The sequence below is a fragment of the Pseudoalteromonas distincta genome (assembly GCF_005877035.1).
In the GTDB taxonomy this organism is placed as follows: domain Bacteria; phylum Pseudomonadota; class Gammaproteobacteria; order Enterobacterales; family Alteromonadaceae; genus Pseudoalteromonas; species Pseudoalteromonas distincta.
In genome coordinates this window covers 2,088,342-2,104,148 of sequence record NZ_CP040558.1, presented here as the reverse complement: position 1 = coordinate 2,104,148, position 15,807 = coordinate 2,088,342, and the positions used below count along the sequence as shown (strand labels likewise).

General features: G+C 39.1%; 14 protein-coding genes. 9 read left to right on the top strand and 5 right to left on the bottom strand.

Features of this window, described 5'->3' with window-relative positions:
- The first annotated feature begins 239 nt into the window (after positions 1-239).
- On the top strand, positions 240-1,577 hold the full coding sequence (locus tag FFU37_RS09270) for an ankyrin repeat domain-containing protein (protein WP_039487320.1): 1,338 nt from the start codon (positions 240-242) through the stop codon (positions 1,575-1,577).
- A gap of 78 nt (positions 1,578-1,655) precedes the next feature.
- Here the strand turns inward: FFU37_RS09270 and FFU37_RS09265 are convergent, their stop codons facing one another.
- Genes FFU37_RS09265 through FFU37_RS09245 form a run of 5 tightly spaced genes read right to left on the bottom strand, consistent with a single transcriptional unit; the run spans position 1,656 to position 5,175 of the window.
- Positions 1,656-2,099: a DUF2069 domain-containing protein gene (locus FFU37_RS09265; protein WP_039487321.1), complete on the bottom strand. Its 444-nt coding sequence runs from the start codon at positions 2,097-2,099 to the stop codon at positions 1,656-1,658.
- On the bottom strand, positions 2,096-2,650 hold the full coding sequence (gene wrbA, locus FFU37_RS09260; RefSeq protein ID WP_138489346.1) for an NAD(P)H:quinone oxidoreductase: 555 nt from the start codon (positions 2,648-2,650) through the stop codon (positions 2,096-2,098). The genes FFU37_RS09265 and wrbA overlap by 4 nt, the downstream gene beginning before the upstream one ends.
- Positions 2,650-2,997 carry an arsenate reductase (glutaredoxin) gene (gene arsC / locus FFU37_RS09255; protein ID WP_138489345.1) on the bottom strand — a complete coding sequence of 116 codons (348 nt, stop codon included), beginning with the start codon at positions 2,995-2,997 and terminating at the stop codon, positions 2,650-2,652. The genes wrbA and arsC overlap by 1 nt, the downstream gene beginning before the upstream one ends.
- A 53-nt stretch (positions 2,998-3,050) precedes the next feature.
- Positions 3,051-4,508 carry a beta-barrel assembly-enhancing protease gene (gene bepA / locus FFU37_RS09250; RefSeq protein ID WP_039487326.1) on the bottom strand — a complete coding sequence of 486 codons (1,458 nt, stop codon included), beginning with the start codon at positions 4,506-4,508 and terminating at the stop codon, positions 3,051-3,053.
- Between the two features lies 1 nt (position 4,509).
- Positions 4,510-5,175, bottom strand: coding sequence for a hypothetical protein (locus tag FFU37_RS09245; protein ID WP_024597628.1), 666 nt, complete (start codon positions 5,173-5,175; stop codon positions 4,510-4,512).
- Between the two features lie 145 nt (positions 5,176-5,320).
- Between FFU37_RS09245 and FFU37_RS09240 the strand changes: the two genes are divergently transcribed.
- From FFU37_RS09240 to FFU37_RS09205, 8 genes are all read left to right on the top strand, one after another.
- Positions 5,321-5,539 carry a sulfurtransferase TusA family protein gene (locus FFU37_RS09240; RefSeq protein ID WP_002961455.1) on the top strand — a complete coding sequence of 73 codons (219 nt, stop codon included), beginning with the start codon at positions 5,321-5,323 and terminating at the stop codon, positions 5,537-5,539.
- Positions 5,532-6,608 carry an AI-2E family transporter gene (locus FFU37_RS09235; RefSeq protein ID WP_138489344.1) on the top strand — a complete coding sequence of 359 codons (1,077 nt, stop codon included), beginning with the start codon at positions 5,532-5,534 and terminating at the stop codon, positions 6,606-6,608. Before FFU37_RS09240 ends, FFU37_RS09235 begins: the two co-directional genes overlap by 8 nt.
- A gap of 135 nt (positions 6,609-6,743) precedes the next feature.
- Positions 6,744-8,999, top strand: a complete 2,256-nt coding sequence (locus FFU37_RS09230) for an aminotransferase class V-fold PLP-dependent enzyme (protein WP_138489343.1) — start codon at positions 6,744-6,746, stop codon at positions 8,997-8,999.
- A gap of 400 nt (positions 9,000-9,399) precedes the next feature.
- Complete coding sequence (gene pgi, locus FFU37_RS09225) at positions 9,400-11,046, top strand: glucose-6-phosphate isomerase (protein ID WP_039487336.1); 1,647 nt, start codon at positions 9,400-9,402, stop codon at positions 11,044-11,046.
- 269 nt (positions 11,047-11,315) lie between these two features.
- The gene (zwf, locus tag FFU37_RS09220; protein ID WP_024597624.1) at positions 11,316-12,788 is read left to right on the top strand and encodes a glucose-6-phosphate dehydrogenase; all 1,473 of its coding nucleotides are present in this window, start codon (positions 11,316-11,318) and stop codon (positions 12,786-12,788) included.
- A gap of 2 nt (positions 12,789-12,790) precedes the next feature.
- Positions 12,791-13,501, top strand: coding sequence for a 6-phosphogluconolactonase (gene pgl / locus FFU37_RS09215; RefSeq protein ID WP_024606581.1), 711 nt, complete (start codon positions 12,791-12,793; stop codon positions 13,499-13,501).
- A 336-nt stretch (positions 13,502-13,837) separates the two neighbouring features.
- On the top strand, positions 13,838-14,542 hold the full coding sequence (locus FFU37_RS09210; RefSeq protein WP_024597622.1) for a SapC family protein: 705 nt from the start codon (positions 13,838-13,840) through the stop codon (positions 14,540-14,542).
- A 127-nt stretch (positions 14,543-14,669) separates the two neighbouring features.
- Entirely contained in the window at positions 14,670-15,701 is a 1,032-nt protein-coding gene (locus FFU37_RS09205) for an isoaspartyl peptidase/L-asparaginase family protein (protein WP_138489342.1), read from the top strand.
- Positions 15,702-15,807 lie beyond the last annotated feature (106 nt).

Sequence of the window (15,807 nt, the reverse complement as noted above, 5' to 3'; positions counted from 1 at the left end):
CATTTAGAACAACTAAATAACGAAATTTTTGCCTTGCTATCACACGGTTTTCTACCTCAAAATAAATCACTTAATTAAGCGAATTGTTATAATCCTAAAGGATTGTTGTTATTGCGTAATTTTGCGCTAGCAGCAAAACAAAGGTGTGCTAGAATATCGGCACTTTGATTAAGCGTGGTGTCAGCTTAAAACTGATATAACTTACCACCCCCAAGCCACACTGGAGTTGTGTTGTTTTAATGGAAAATGTACTGATTTGGCCAAAGGAATACCCATTACTTATTAAAGGACTGGTAGAACAAAACGGTGCCTTTATTTTAGATGCTTTGGAAGCTTGGCCTGCTTGTCGTTCTACAAATGAAGACGATGGTGTATGCACCACCGTGCTGCCACCTATTTATTATTTGGCATGGCTAACCCCGCTGGAGCCATTTGAAGAATGTTACTTTCAACATATCTCTGAATATGACGAAGACGCACAAGCGTATATTAGTGCGGTTAAAAGCCATTACTACGATAATGAATACACCCCTGAAAGCTTAGTACTTATGCTGTGCCAGCGCCTTGAAAAATACGCAAGCGTGGCTGCACAAAATACCATAGATACGCCACTGTCTTTAGTCGATTTATTTTTTAGTAAACGCTACTTCACCTTAATTGAGCATGCGTTAAATAATAAAAGTAAACTCTCGGCAAAGGACACATTAGCGCTTTGGAAAGAAGTTGATTTTAGAGAGCGCCTAAGTGCGTTTATACCAGAGTCTATTGCTGATTTAGATACTCTCTCTGAACTTGCCAGCGAAAAAGTAGCTGCGGGTAAAGACTATTTTACGCTGCTGACGCAGGTTTCTCCTGATGTTGACTCTGTTGTTCTCTTAGAAAAAGCTTTGCTTACTCATTTACGTAAAAAAACAGCTAAGCAAACAATGGCTATGCGTTTTATTGAACAAGGCGCTACTGGTGTACTTGCTGATGAAAACAATAAAACAGCCTTTATGTGGGCCGCCGAAAAAGGCTTTGTAAATGTGGTTGAAACGCTACTTGCAAAGCAAGACAAAAAAGCGACAGATAACTTAGGTAATACTGCGCTTCATTATGCTGTGTTTGCTAAAAATGAGTCGTTAATGGTGCTGCTTATTAAAGCCGGATACGATTTTAGAGCACGTAATAAAGAAGGTTTAAGCTGTTACCGTTTAGCGGTGAGTATTAAAGCTAATAACTTAGTTAAATGTTTAGAGCGTGACTTTGGTATTAAAGAACTTTCGCCAGAAGGGCAGTTCGATCGCATTAAAAAAGTGCATGTGCTACATGCTATTGTGACTATATTGCTGCCTTTACAGTTGTTTTTCTTTTTTGATGAAACCCTCTCAATTAAAAGTGAGCTGACGCTGGGTTTAACTATGACTGCGGTGATTTGTTTTTTCTTTGCGACCACTTTAAAACGCTGTGCTCTATATCCACATATTAAACACCCTTGGGGTTTATTTGTGCTTAGAGGCTTTTCGTTTATTAGCTTAATTGCTCAAATAGGGTTGGCGAGTATTGTGGTGCTAGCTGCCTTGAGCGATTTAGTTTAGCTAGTTTTAAACAGTTAATAAAAAACGCGCTTAAAGTAATTTAAGCGCGTTTTTTGTATATAGCGTTATTGTTAAGCCTTATTTACCGTGCTCATTTGCTGCTTTTTCTTCAGCTAATTCTTCTTTAAGCTTACGGATTTTTAAACCTTGTTCTTGTCCGCGATGTCTTGCGTAGTAAGTACAACCAATAAACATAGATGATGCAAATACCAGCTCTAACAACACCCAAATTAATTCATCAGGAGCGGCCCACAGCATAGTAAGCCCGTGGATAAAATAAAGCATTACAATAAAGTTAGCCCACGCATAGGTGTATGTGTTGTCTTTAATTATGCCTCTTAGCGGCAGCAGTAAAGGAATGATAGGAAAAAACAATGACACCCAACTAGTATTACCGTCTAGAGGGGGTACAAAATACATCCACAAAGGAATCAGAACAAGTAAACCAACATAGCCAAATAGTGCGGCACGTTGAAATTTTACCGTAATCGGCTTTTTAGCTGGACTGTCAGCTGTAGTCATTTAAGTTTTCTCGCAATGTGAGTAAGGCGTTTACCAACGCTTTGGCATATTTTAATTTCGTCTTTGCTTAGCTGTGCACTATTAGCGCTGCCAGCGACGTGTGTTGCACCGTATGGTGTTCCACCGGTTTGTGTTGCAAGTAGTTCGGGCACATCGTATGGCACGCCCATAAGCATCATACCGTGGTGTAATAGTGGCAAAGATAAGTTAAGTAAAGTTGCTTCATTTCCACCATGCATACTACTTGATGACGAAAATACACACGCTGGCTTATCGATTAATTGGCCTTTTAGCCACAAGTCGCTGGTGGTTTCCCAAAAGCTTTTTGCTTGAGAGGCCATCATGCCAAATCGGGTTGGTGTACCAAATGCTAAACCATCGCAATTTATTAAATCATCTTTGGTGATCACAATATCGTGCGCATTTTTAGCCACAAAGGTGCGAAGTAGTGAACTAGCACCTTGTTGCTCTATCGACTCTGCTATCTCGTGAGCCATTGCTTCAACTGAGCCATGGCTTGAGTGATAAAGCACCACTATGGTTGCACTCATTATAAAACGCTTAGTACGTTTTCTGGTGGACGACCAATCGCTGCTTTATTGTTATTAACTACGATAGGGCGTTCAATCAATTTTGGGTATTTAACCATAGCGTTAATAAGTGCGTCCTCATTTTTTTCATCTTTCAAATTAAGCGCTTTGTAGTCATCTTCTTTTGTGCGCATCATTTCACGTACGGATGAAAAACCAAGTTGGATTACAAGCGTTGAAATTTGCTCGTGAGTAAGAGGGGTTTTTAAATACTCTACAACACTTGGCTCTATCGCTTTACTTTGCAGTAGCGCTAGCGTTTCGCGTGATTTAGAACAACGTGGGTTGTGGTAAATAGTAACAGACATAAAATGATTCCAAAGTGTGAATTGCGTCTATTTTAGGGTAAGCGCTTGCAGACTTAAAGTCTTGCAAGCTCTTTTTGTAAAAGTCGATACTGGGTAAGTAGTGCTTTTAAACGTTGTTGCTTTACAAGTTCGGTTGGCTCTACGAAGTTAAGTGCTTTTTGTACTTCGTCTGCGGCTTTTAAATAAGCACCGTATTGAGCCAATACATCGGCGTTCGCTTCGTGATATGAGGCTAATTTATCTTGTTTTTTATACGCATCAGCAAGAAGTTGCTTGCCTAGGTTATGATCTGGCTTTTCGAGTAAAAAACTCTTCAAAATATTTTCGGCTAGTTCATATTGCTCAGCTTCAAGTGCTGCGTTGGCATAGTTAAGCGTAATCACCTGATTATTAGGGCGATACTGATTTAAATCAGCTAAAAATTTTACGGCTTCATCTGCCTTTTTTTGCGCGATGAGTAAATCGGTATGGGTATCTATATAAAATAGGTTTTTAGGATCGTTTTTTAAAAGCTCATCTAGTATTGGGGCTGCTTCATCAAGCTTTTTTTGATCAAGTAAGCTAATAGCTAAACCGTACTTTAAAGCGGTGTTATCGTAGCTATTCTCGCGTAGTCGTTTTCTAAATAGGTCTTCGGCGTTTTCTGGTTTGTTGTCGTAGCGCGCAAGCACGCGGCTTTTAGCTAAATTAAACTCAAGACTGGCACTCATATGACGCACAGGAAATTGCTCTGCACGCAAACGTACATCAGATACTCGGCTCTCTGGTAATGGGTGAGTAAGTAAAAACGCAGGTGGTTTATATTTATAACGAATTTGCGCGGCAAGTTTAGTTAAAAATTCGCTCGATGCACGTGCATCAAAGCCTGCATTGTTAAGCGTTTGCATGCCTATGCGGTCAGCTTCTTGCTCGGCTGAGCGACTATGCGTTAACTGACTAAAAGCAGATTGTGTTTGGCTGGCAGATATAATGGCAATACCCGCATCTGGTGCAACAACGGTTGCTAATATTCCGGCTATCATACCGGCAATAGTCAGCGCGCTGTTATCTTGTTGTTGCTGTATTCTTCGTGCTAAGTGGCGCTGTGTTACGTGAGCAATTTCGTGGCCAAGCACTGAGGCAAACTGGCTCTCGTTATCGGCTTGCGCTATTAATCCTGTATGCACGCCTACATGGCCGCCATAAAAGGCAAAGGCATTTATTTCTGAGTTGTTTATCCAAAAAAACGAAAACGGAAAGCGCACGTCATTAGCATTAGCAACGAGTTTACGGCCAATAGTTGTGAGGTATTCATCAAGCACTGGGTCATTTATAACTGGTGATGAGCCTCGTATTTGCATCATCATTACTTCGCCAATGGCTTGTTCTTTTTCGAGTGGCAGTGCTTGTAATGCAGATGTTCCTAAATCAGGAAGCGTAAAGTTGGTTTGCGCTTTTAAAGGTTCGCTTATTAATAAGCTAAACGTAAGCGCAGCACTGCATAAAGTGATAAATGCTGATTTTAGCTGCATTTTATTCCTTGTTAATTTGTTCGCCAATTGCAATTTTGGCTATGTCTATTTCGTCACTGCTTGCACGGCTGTCTTTTTCGCACAATTGGTATAGTTCTTTTATTGTGACTCCATCAAGCTTTACAACGTTCAATTCTCGCTGCAAAAAAGTAATAATTTTATGTACTACTTTGTGTGCATGTAAAATAATGGCTTTATCTGCTTTGTCGCCTCGTTCAAAATAAAAGCCAATAAACTTATGTAACTGACTTATTCTGATCAAGTTTTTCATTGAATGTGGGTCCCACACTCTAAACTCCATAAAGCGATTATTTTTTATGTATTGATCAACAATAACATCTTTAGCATAAGGCTGTGCCCATAGCTCAAAGCCTCTGTCGGTAAATACTTGGTGCAGCGCAATACGTGGCTTATGTTTGGTATGTATTTCACCTAAGTTATCTTCATAGCCTTCTAATAAATCTAAGTTCCAATTGCGTTTATCTAAAAGTTGTTTAACTGCATTGTCGAACCCATGATCTAAAATTCCTTCTGATTCGCTTATTGATGAGGCAACAAGGTGATAAAAAGGAGGTAGTTCGCCCCAATTAATCTGCTTTTTAAACCAATTAATCTCTTTGAGTGTTGGATTACTTGGTAGTTGCGCTTTATTATGCGTGCCAGGCATTAACTTATCCTTACTGCTAGTTATGTTATAAGGATAAACTATTGCAGGAATTGTTTTAACAAAAAGTTACAACGGTTTGAGTATATAAATACGTAGACCGTAAATATGCGACTTATTATTCATTTACTATACGGATAAAGTAGTTATGGTAGAGCGCGATTTAAAAGAGTTTAAGTGTCCTCAGCAATTTGTGCAGTTCAAGCTTGCGCTTCGAAGTGCGCAATCATCAAAACAACGCATCACTTTTAGTCTTAATAAAGGTGAAAGTGCGAACGACATTGAACGTTTTTTGCAAAAAAATGCTTATAGTTACAATTTTGATAAACAACGTGGGTTGTTATTAGTGGAGCCATTACATGTTTGAATACGTAAAAACATGGTACGAAAGGAAGTTCTCGGATCCTCACTCGTCTACCTTATTATTTTTATTATTGGTATCAGTTGCCTTACTTTACTTTTTTGGTGCGTTAATTGTTCCTGTGCTTGTTGCACTGGTTATCGCTTATTTACTAGATTGGCCGGTTGTTCATTTAGAGCGTGTTGGCTTAAAACGTTTTACTGCAACAGTTATTGTAATGTTGGTATTTATTAGCATTATGCTCACCCTTATTTTAGTTATTGGCCCAGTGCTTTGGAAGCAAACCAGTAACTTAGTGCAAGAAACACCGCATATGCTAGAGCAGGGGAAGTCTTATTTAATGGCTTTACCTGAACAATACCCAAGTTTAATTAATATAGAACAAGTACAAGCTATTGTTGCAACCGTAGAAGCTAAAATTATTGAGTTTGGCCAAGCGGTATTATCGTTTTCACTTACGTCTTTAAAAGATGTTGTTGCTTGGCTTATATATTTGGTACTTGTGCCATTACTGGTGTTTTTTATGCTTAAAGATAAGCTGGAGCTGACAGGGAGTATAGCTAAACTGATCCCGCAGCAACGACGCTTGATTTTACAAGTGTGGAACGAAATGAACCAACAAATTATGAATTACATTCGCGGTAAAGTATTCGAAATTTTAATTGTTGGTGGTGTGTCTTTCATTGCATTTACTGTTTTAGATTTGCGCTATGCAGCTTTACTTGGTGTGCTTGTTGGCTTTTCGGTATTAATTCCATTTATTGGCGCGGCACTCGTCACTATTCCGGTAGCGGCAGTTGCACTGTTTCAGTTTGGATTAGAAACGCAGTTTTGGACCATTTTAATTATTTATGGAATTATTCAGGCGCTTGATGGCAATGTACTTGTACCGCTGTTGTTTTCTGAGGCAGTTGATTTAAATCCGGTATTTATAATTGTCGCGGTATTATTTTTTGGTGGCTTATGGGGATTTTGGGGTGTATTTTTTGCCATCCCGTTGGCCTCATTAGTAAAAGCGCTAATAACAGCTTGGTCGTCAACGCACGAAGAGATCAGCAAAGAGCTCAGTGAATAGTTAAGCAAACAGACTTTTAGTTTAAAAAAGCATAGTAAACGCACCTCTAGTGCTAATTGATTATTACTCATTACCTGTAAATTTATGTACTATTGGTAATAAGATATATTTTTTAGTAATAAGGTGCGTTTTTTAATGTCTGAGTTTTTATTGCACGATGAGCCAGTAAAACAAGTTTACCTTGATGCAAATGCAACGACCCCTGTGTTGCCTTGTATTGCTGATGTTGTTTCTCATACCATGCAAATATGTTTTGGTAATCCTTCAAGCCCGCACATCACAGGTATTCAAGCCAAGCATTTATTAGAACAAACACGTCAAAAGGCACGCACGGTTATTGGCGCAACTAATGGCGATATCCTATTTACCTCTGGTGCAACGGAGGGTATTCAAACTGCGGTGGTTTCTACATTAATTAATGCTAAAAAGCAGTCTATTAAAAACCCTGTATTATTATATGGCGCTACTGAGCATAAAGCGGTGCCAAATACACTCAAGCACTGGAATAGCGTACTTGATGTTAATGCTCAGGTGCTTGCTATTCCGGTTGATAGCAACGGTATTTTAGATTTAGATTTTATCGCAGAGCATATTAATAACGCTTTGATGATTTGCACCATGGCCGTTAATAACGAAACCGGTGTATATCAAGATTTACCCGCTATAGAGCAGGTAATTCGTAGCCGTAACAAAAATGTATCGTGGATGGTGGATTGCGTGCAGGCACTCGGTAAACAAGCGCTCGCACTGAGTAATACAACTATTGATTACGCTCCTTTTTCGGGGCATAAGCTTTACGCACCTAAAGGTATTGGCTTTTTATATATTCGTAGTGGCAGTGCGTACACACCTTTTATAGCGGGTGGCGGTCAAGAAAGTGGAATGCGCTCAGGCACCGAAAATCTACCCGGTATTGCAGGGTTAAATAAACTATTTAGTATGTTGCTTGATAAATCAGACGATACATTTAAACCAATTAGCATACTTAACTCTTATCGAAGCCAGCTACAAAGCGCGATAAAAGACACCTTTGGCGATATTACATTCAATCATGATTTTGCTTATAGCGTGCCTACCACACTTAACTTTGCGGTAAACGACTTAACGAGCAAAGAAGTCATTGATTTATTTGATGCTGCGGGCATTCGCGTAAGTGGTGGCTCGGCTTGTAGTACGGGCGCATCAACAAGTTTTGTTTTAGATGCAATGGGTGCAAGTAAGTGGCAAAGCGAAAACGCGATTAGGCTATCGTTTGGACCTGCAGCAACACAACACGATATTGATGATGCTTGTGTGCGTATTCGCGCTCTTAAAGCAATACTACAGGCTAACTGTTTAATTGTATCTGATAGCACTACACCACAACAAGAAGTGTGCGCACTTGGCCTTACTCAGTTTAGGCACCAAGGAGCATGTAGTTGGCTTTATGTAAGCGATGATAAATACGCAGTTATAATAGACCCGATTGTTGAGCTTATTCCGCGCTTTGAAAAAATAGCCAATACACAAAACTTAACTATATCAGCGGTGCTTAATACTCATCTGCATCAAGAGCGAGAGTCAGCGACTCATTTATTAACCAGTGTTCTTGCATCAAGAGTTGTAAAAGGTGAGGTTGATGCTTTAGGTTGGCCAGTAAATGCAGAAAGTATTAGCTTAGCAAATGACGTACTTGAAAAAGTAGCGACACCTGGGCACAGCAAAGATAGCGTAAGTTATTTATTAAAAAATAGTAATGGCGAAACGCGTTATTGTTTTTGTGGTGATTTAATTTTGCCTGCAGGGCTTGGCAATACATCGCTTATAGGTGGGGATGCAAAAGCTATGGCTCGCTCTATTTTAGCAATAAGCGAGCAACTAAATAGCACCAGTATTATTTGCTCAGGGCACGACTACCAACAATGTTTTGCCATGAACTGGGCTGTACAACAAAACCAAACGCCATTACTCAATGCGTTAGTAAGCGGCAGTATTTCAGTTGATGAATTTACAATACAAAAGCAGCAGTACGACGCTTCAAAGCAAGTAAATAACACGCAATTGTGTGGTTATGTAAATGCATTGCCTGAGATTGATACACAGCAATTAAATTTTGATGACGCTAAAGCAATGTTAAACACCAGCGATGCATATTTAATAGATACTCGGGAGCCGTATGAACATGGAGCAAATAATGTTGCTCAGTTATTTAATACACTAGATGAAAAAACATTAAATATACCGCTTAGCAGAATGGCAAATGCGGTGTTTGAAGGGCAGTTAAGTAAAAATAACAAATATATTTTATTATGCCGCAGTGGTAACCGCTCAAAGATTGCTGCGAGTAATTTAATGCAGCTAGGGTACAAAACTGTTTATAACCTAAGTGGTGGGCTAGCGCTTAGTAATTAAGCAAAGATTTTAATTTATACAAAATCGGCTTTAGAGCCGATTTTTTGTTTTTAAGGTTTATTTGTTTGCAAGGCAAACAATTACAGTAATTAGTGAATAACTATGAAAAGTAATTAGCAGCGCTTATAAAAATTCATTAATATTTCATTTTGATTGATTAAGCTATGCCGTTGCCTTTAAAATTACAGGTAAATTAATTTATAAAATTTTTATGATACCGGTGTCAAAAGCTAAAAATTGCGTTATCATCTGCACATAAAATTATAAAAACAGCACTTTTTTTGCATTTTTAGTTATACTATTTGCGCTTTAATTTAGTGTGAATAAGTAGTATTAAGAGTTTTGCTTTTATAAAAAACATTTTTAAATCAATTGATTGAAAAAAATAGAGGATATTTCCATGTCTAACCGAACGCAACTAGCAAGTTGGCAAGCACTAGAACAAAGTGCAGCTAAGATGAAACAAACACATCTAAAAACGTTATTTGCACAAGATGACACGCGCTTTTCTCAGTTTTCTACTCAAGTACCAGGCGTATTATTCGACTATTCTAAGCAACTTATTGATAACGATGTTTTTGCTAACTTAATGTCGCTTGCTAAAGAATGCGATATTGCATCGTGGCGCGATAAAATGTTTAGCGGTGAAAAAATAAATATCACTGAGGACCGCTCAGTTTTGCATACGGCACTTCGTAATCGTGCTCACACTCCATTAATTGTTGATGGCGAAAACGTGACACAAGCCGTAGACAACGAATTAGCTAAAATTAAAGTGTTTGTAGAAAAAGTTCGTAGCGGTAAATGGTTAGGCTATACCGGCAAAGCGGTAAAAGATGTTGTAAGTATTGGTGTTGGTGGTTCTAACCTTGGTCCACAAATGGCAACTGAGGCATTAAAAGCACTTGCTGATGATACGTTAAATGTTCACTACGTATCTAATGCTGACGGTGTACAGATTTCGTCTATATTAAAAGCCATTGACCCTGAAACAACATTATTTGTTATTTCGTCAAAAACATTTACGACGTCAGAAACCATGACAAACGCAAAGACGGCGGTTGACTGGTTTTTACAAACAACAAAAGATGAAAGTACAATTGCAAAGCATTTTGTTGCAGTAAGTACAAATTTAGAAAAAACGGCAGCCTTTGGTATCAGCGACGAAAACGTATTCACTATGTGGGATTGGGTTGGTGGTCGCTTTTCACTTTGGAGTGCAATAGGCTTACCAATTGCTTTATATTTAGGCTACGACGCCTTTGAAGCAATTTTAGAAGGTGCGTTTGAAATAGACGAGCACTTTAAATCTGCGCCGTTTGAGCAAAATATACCATTAATTATGGCATTGCTTAGTGTATGGAATACGAGCTTTTTAGGTTATACAGCGCAAGCTATATTACCGTACGATCAAGCACTGCATATGTTGCCTGCGTATTTACAGCAAGGCGAAATGGAAAGTAACGGTAAACACGTTAACTTTGCAGGCGAAACGGTACCTTATACTACGGTTCCAATTATTTGGGGCATGACGGGTATTAATGGCCAGCACGCATTTTATCAGTGTTTACACCAAGGTAATGTAATTGTACCTGCAGATTTTATTGCATCAGTTAAGCCACAAGTGAATGTTGATAAGCATCACGATATTTTATTATCGAATTTCTTTGCACAAACAGAAGCGATGATGAGTGGTGTAGATGCAGCGCAAGTTACAGCTGATTTAACCGCTAAGGGTAAATCGCAAGCAGAGATTGATGAGTTATTAAATCATAAAATTCATCAAGGCAATCGTCCTACAACGTCTATGCTATTAGATACAGTAGATGCTAAAACAGTGGGCCGTTTAATTGCACTGTATGAGCATAAGATATTTTGCCAAGGCATTATTTTAGAAATATGTTCGTTTGACCAATGGGGTGTAGAGCTAGGTAAAGGTTTAGCATCTAAAATTGAGAGTGAACTCACTGATGATAGCGTGAAACACGCTCATGATAGTTCTACAAACGGCTTAATGGCGTACTACAAACAAAACCGTACGCAGTAAAAAATTCGCTTACGCAAGTAAGTAAACCGAGTACCTTTGAACGGGTAGCGCTGGAGTGCTTAGGGTCTGTATTTTTGTGAGAGGAGATACAGGGCCCCTAAGGCTCATTTAATAAGCGCAATGATAAACAATAATAATAAATCATCGATACAGAACAATTCAGCAGGCTTTTATTTAAATACAGCTATAAAAGCCATCTAATCTAGCAATAAATAGGCATACCCGCGCATTTACAAAATGTACTGGGTATCACAACGTAGAGAGTAACTATGCTTAATCCTTTTGATATTATAATTTTTGGGGGCGGTGGTGATCTTGCGTTACGCAAATTGCTACCTGCAATGTACAGAGCATATCAAGAAGGTAACTTACCTGAAGGCTCACGTATTCTACCAACAGTGCGCGAAGAATCGAAACGTGCTGAATACATAGAAACAGCGCATAAAGCATTACAAGAATTTTTAAGCAAAGGTGAGTTTAACGCTAAAGATTGGAAAGCGTTTTCTACTTTTTTAGTGCCAGTGGTAAGTAATGTTACAGAAGCAGACGACAACTGGGATGTACTAAAAGGCATTTTAGATGAGCACGAAAGCACTAAGTCTCGCGTGTTTTACTTATCGCTTCCGCCTGCTGTTTACGGCACATGTTGTGAAATATTATCGACTAAAGGTTTAATTACCCCTACATCACGCGTTGTTGTTGAAAAGCCAATTGGTTATTGCGGTGATTCTGCTGAAGCAATTAATGGAAAAATTGCAGAGTTTTTTAATGAAGAGCAAATTTTCCGTATTGACCATTACTTAGGTAAAGAAACAGTACAAAACTTAATGGCGCTGCGTTTTTCAAACTCATTGTTTGAAAATATGTGGGATGCTAAATCTATTGATAATATTCAAATTAGCTTATCAGAAACGGTTGGCCTTGAAAGCCGCGCTGGTTTTTATGATAAAGCCGGTGCACTTCGTGACATGGTTCAAAACCACTTATTACAACTACTTTGCTTAGTTGCAATGGAGTCGCCTAATAAGCTTAACGCTAACAGCATTCGTAACGAAAAACTAAAAGTATTAGAAGCACTTCGCCCGCTGGTAGATGGTGATGTTGATGAAAATATTGTTCGTGGTCAATACGTACCAGGTGACTTAAACGGTAAAATTGTACCGGGTTACTTAGAAGAGCTAAATGAAGGTTCTAGTAAAACAGAAACGTTTGTAGCTATTCGCGCGCATATTGATAACTGGCGCTGGGCAGGTGTTCCATTTTACCTTCGTACGGGTAAACGTATGGCTAAGCGCTGTGCAGAAATTGTGGTTGAATACAAAAAAGTATCTCACAATATATATGAAGATAACGTGGGTAATATCGAGCCAAATCGTCTTGTTATTCGTTTGCAGCCAGAGGAAACAATTCAACTAACGCTTATGTCTAAGCGCCTTGATAATCTTCAAATGCAACTTGAGCCAGTAACAATGAATATTGAGCTTTCACAAGCTTACAGCAATGGTTTCCACTCAGATGCGTACAAGCGTTTAATGCTTGATGCCGCTGCTGATAACCCGTCGTTATTTATTCACCGTGATGAAGTTCGTCAAGCGTGGAAGTGGATTGATCCAATCATCGACCGTTGGCAAGACAAAGGCAAGCCTGCGCTTTACCGTGCTGGTAGCTGGGGACCTGATGATGCTGATGAATTATTGGCAGAAAACAATCATGTATGGTTTAACACAGGCGATAAGGTATAAGCATGGCAACACTAGTTGAAAAGTTTTTTGATGATAAAGACGCGTTAACAGCTGAGCTTTCTGCAACGCTTGAGCAATCATTACGTGATGGCATTAAAAACGATGGCCGTGCTGTATTAATGGTGTCGGGCGGCTCGTCTCCTGCGCCCGCTTATAAGCATTTATCAACGCTTGATTTAGATTGGCAACATGTTGATGTTGCTATGGTTGATGAGCGTTGGGTAGACCCAAGCCATGAAAAAAGTAATGAAGCATTTATTAAAAGTACTTTATTACAAAATCATGGTAGTGCTGCCAACTTTATTACTATGAAGAACGCTGCAGCCACGGCTCAACAGGGCGCACAAGAGTGTGAAGCGGCTTATAGCGAGCTAAAAAGCCCATATGATGTAACTATTTTAGGTATGGGCCCAGATGGCCATACAGCGTCGTTATTCCCAAATGCAGACGGTTTGGAGCATGGTTTAACAACTGAGCAAACAGTATGTGCAATTAATGCGATACAAAGTGATGTGACGGGTAGTATTACTGAGAGAATGACATTAACTTTAAATGCCATTGCGCAATCTAAAGTGGTTAAGCTTTTAATTAGCGGTGAAGAAAAACTCGCTGTTTATAAGCAAGCAAAAGCGGGCGGCGATGTTAATGACATGCCACTACGCGCTGTGCTTAATCACCCAAGTATCAATATTGAAGTATATTGGGCACCTTAATTTAGATGCCAATTTAATTTTTAAAGGCCGCTTATATAAGCGGCCTTTTTTATTTGCTTAAATTTAAGCCTAAACACTGCAAAAAAATAGCTTTGAACTGTTAACCAATGTTAATGAATAACTTTGGTTTGTATTAAAATCAACCACGAAGTGTGTTGTTTTTGAACAAAGTTTATGAGTTTGAGCTGTATGTTTTTTAGCAACGTTCAGATTTAGTTAAATTTTATTTTTTCATGGTTGTTGTCATAAAAGTTTCCCTTCCTTTTTTAGCTCAAAAGCATTAGCCTAAAGGCATTAACAATGAAACATATAAATTAAAATAAACGGAGCAGTAACATGGCGGAGCAACAAGTACAGCCTTTACACAACGAAAAACATGCCAACACTAAAATTCAAAACGGCATCAATGTAGAATTCATGAAAACTCAACACTTAGTGCCAGTAGTTGCACATGAGTTTGCACGTGTAGCAAACGAGTTTCCAATGTCATTCGTTAAAAACAACGAAACAGGCACTTTTCAAGCAGTTGCTATGTTTGGTCTTGAGCCAGGCGAAAACCTTTTTGTAGAAGATGGTAAATGGACTGCAGCATTTGCACCTATGGCATCTACTCGTTACCCACTTGGTTTAGTTAAACACCCAGATCAAGATCAATACGGTATCGTAATTGATGAAGCAAGTGCGCTTGTTGGTGAAGACGAAGGTAACGCATTATTTGAAAACGGCGAAGAAACAGATTACCTAAAACGTCGTAAAGAAGCGCTAGTATCATTTATTGAGTTTTCTCAAGTAACTGAAGCGTTCACTAAATTCCTTGCTGATAAAGAGCTACTAATTGCGCAAACGCTAACAGTAGACATTAAAGGCGAGAAAAAAGACATCAACGGTATTTACCTTATCGATGAGAAAAAACTAAACGAGTTAAGCGATGCTGATTTCTTAGAGCTTCGTAAACGTGGTTACTTAGCACCAATTTACTCGTTCTTAACGTCTACTCACCAAGTAGCACGTTTAGCGCGTTTAAAAGCTAAACAAGCTTAATTACAAACACGTAAAATTTTAAAAAGCGCCTTAAGGCGCTTTTTTTATGCCATTAAACTCACTTTAGTTGAAATTAAGTCCGTAACCATTCACATTAGTTTATAACTTCCCCATAAAAGAACTCATTATGAAAACACCATTATTAGCCATTTTTGCGAGCAGCCTTGTTGCTTTAAGCAATAGTGCATTAGCTGCAGAGACTCCTTTTGCCATTGCGATTCATGGTGGGGCAGGGACAATTGAAAAAGCACGATTTACACCCGCTCAAGAAAAAGAGTATCGGGCAAAATTAACGCAAGCAGTAGAGACAGGTTATAAAGTATTACACCAAGGCGGTGAAAGTTTAGATGCGGTGACTGCAGCAATTGCAGTATTAGAGCAATCCCCTTATTTTAATGCAGGGCGTGGAGCGGTATACACCTACGATGGCGGGCATGAGCTTGATGCATCCATAATGGATGGTCGAAACCGTGAAGCAGGCGCAGTTGCGGGTGTAAAGCATATTGAGAGCCCAATTAACTTAGCGCGTTTGGTAATGGATAACTCTGTACACGTAATGCTTAGTGGGCAAGGCGCTGAAGAGTTTGCTAAAGAGCAAGGTGTTGAGCTTGTCGAAAATAACTTATTTGATACCGAGCCTCGCTACAAAGCGCTTTTAAAAGCAAAACAAAAATTAGATAAAGCCAAAGCAACCAGTAAAGAGTACCAAGCCGCGCACAAAGCATTACCTAACTCTTACAAAATGGGCACGGTTGGCGCTGTGGCGCTTGATAAAAATGGTAATTTAGCGGCAGGTACATCAACAGGTGGTATGACCGCAAAACGTTATGGTCGTGTGGGGGATGCGCCGGTAATTGGGGCCGGAACATTTGCTGAAAATGAATCGTGCGCGGTATCGGCAACAGGGCATGGTGAATACTTTATTCGCTATAATGTAGCGAGCGATATATGTGCGCGAGTTAAGTACCAAGGTAAAACCATAGCCGAAGCTGGGGATGAAGTTATAAACGGTGTGCTTAAGCCTATTGGTGGCACGGGTGGCGTAATTATTATTGATACAAAGGGTAATATTAGCTTACCGTTTAATACCTCTGGCATGTATCGGGCAAGTAAATCGAATACCCAAGCGACCTACGTGGGCATTTTTAGTGACGAATAAGCCAACGTCATTTAATTTATTCAATGTAGTTAGCCCTGAAAATAATTGTTTAAAATAAATTTATTATTCACAGTTTAGTTCAATAGCAGCGTTTATATAACAAACA